At 65.6% G+C, this 1,492-nt stretch carries 1 protein-coding gene; it reads right to left on the reverse strand.

The window, feature by feature from the left end:
- On the reverse strand, positions 1-1,492 hold a 1,492-nt coding region (locus tag FNJ47_RS46035; RefSeq protein ID WP_236000587.1), incomplete at both ends, for a condensation domain-containing protein.

Consider the following 1,492-nt stretch of genomic DNA (forward strand, 5'->3'; position numbering starts at 1 on the left):
TCGATCTCCTCGGAGGCAGCTTCGATATTCAGCCCCGGCAGGTCCAGTGACCCAACGCCATTGTTCTCCCAGGCCAGCATCACCTGCAACAACGGCGTGTGGTCAAGAGCCCGGGGCGGCTGTACGATCTCCACCACCTGCTCGAACGGCAGGTCCTGATGCTCCTGCGCAGCCAGCACCGTGCGCCGCGTCCGCTCCAGAAGCTCCGACACGCTTGGCTCGCCCGACAGGTCCAACCGTAGCGCCAGGGTGTTGACGAAGAAGCCGATCAGCTCTTCGATCTCCCGCTGCCCCCGATTGGCACTCGGCACGCCGATCACAAGGTCGTCCTGCCCCGACAGACGCGACAGCACCGCCGCCCAGGCTGTCAGCACCGTCATGAACAACGTCGTGCCATGCTGCAGGCTCAGCCGCTTCAGCTTCCCCGTCAGATCCGCATCGATGACGATCGGGACCGTGGCCGCGGCAAACGACTGCTGGGCCGGCCGCGCACGGTCGGTCGGCAAGACAAGACGGGTGGTGCCTGCCAGGGCGCTGCGCCAATACTGCGCCTGCTTCTGCAGCCGTTCCCCCGACAGCCATTGGCGTTGCCAGGCGGCGTAATCCGGATACTGGATCGCCAGCGCCGGTAAAGGATCGTCCTGACCAGCCTCGAATGCCCGGTAAAGCTGGCTGAGTTCACGCAGCAGCACGCCCATCGACCAGCCATCCGAGACGATGTGATGCTGGGTCAGCAGGAAGACGTGCTCATCATTCGACATCCGCACCAGATGCCCGCGGATCAGCGGCCCGCGCGCAAGATCGAATGGCGTGCGCGCCTCTTCTTGGCACAGATCCAAAAGTGCCGCTTCCGCATCAGCTCTGTGCCGAAGATCGTGCTCAAGTACCGGCAATCCCGCATCCGGCGGCAGGACCTCAACGCGGGGCTTGCCTTGCGTCGCGACAAAGACACTGCGCAGCGCCTCATGACGCGCAAACAGACGGTCAAGGCTGCGCTGCCAGGCGCGGCCGTCGAGCACCCCGCGCAGTCGCAGGGCCAGCGGAATGTGATAGTTCGTGCTGCCTACGTTCAGCTGCGCCAAGAACCATAGCCGCTGCTGCGCAAACGACAGCACCAGCGGCTCATGCCGCGACACGGCCGCAATCGACGGCAGCTGTTGCGGACCGGAGCGGCTCAACAGCTCGACGATACTTGCCGCCAGGTCAGTCAGCACTGGCCTTGCAAACAGCGTCGACAGCGGCAGTTCGATCCCGACAGCCTGTGACAGCCGGCTCGACACCTGCACGGCCAGGAGCGAGTGGCCGCCCAGTTCGAAGAAGTGGTCGTGGCGGCTGATGCGCTCGACACCGAGAAGCTCGGCCCAGATCCGCGCCAGCGCGATCTCGACCGCGCCTTGCGGCGCCTCATAGGCCGCCAGCGCATAGGCCTCGTCGGCCGGCGCCGGTAGCGCATTCCGATCGAGCTTGCCGTTCGGCGTCAGCGGCAGCGCTG

Origin of the sequence: Bradyrhizobium uaiense, from assembly GCF_010811875.1 — a bacterium.
Taxonomy (GTDB): domain Bacteria; phylum Pseudomonadota; class Alphaproteobacteria; order Rhizobiales; family Xanthobacteraceae; genus Bradyrhizobium; species Bradyrhizobium uaiense.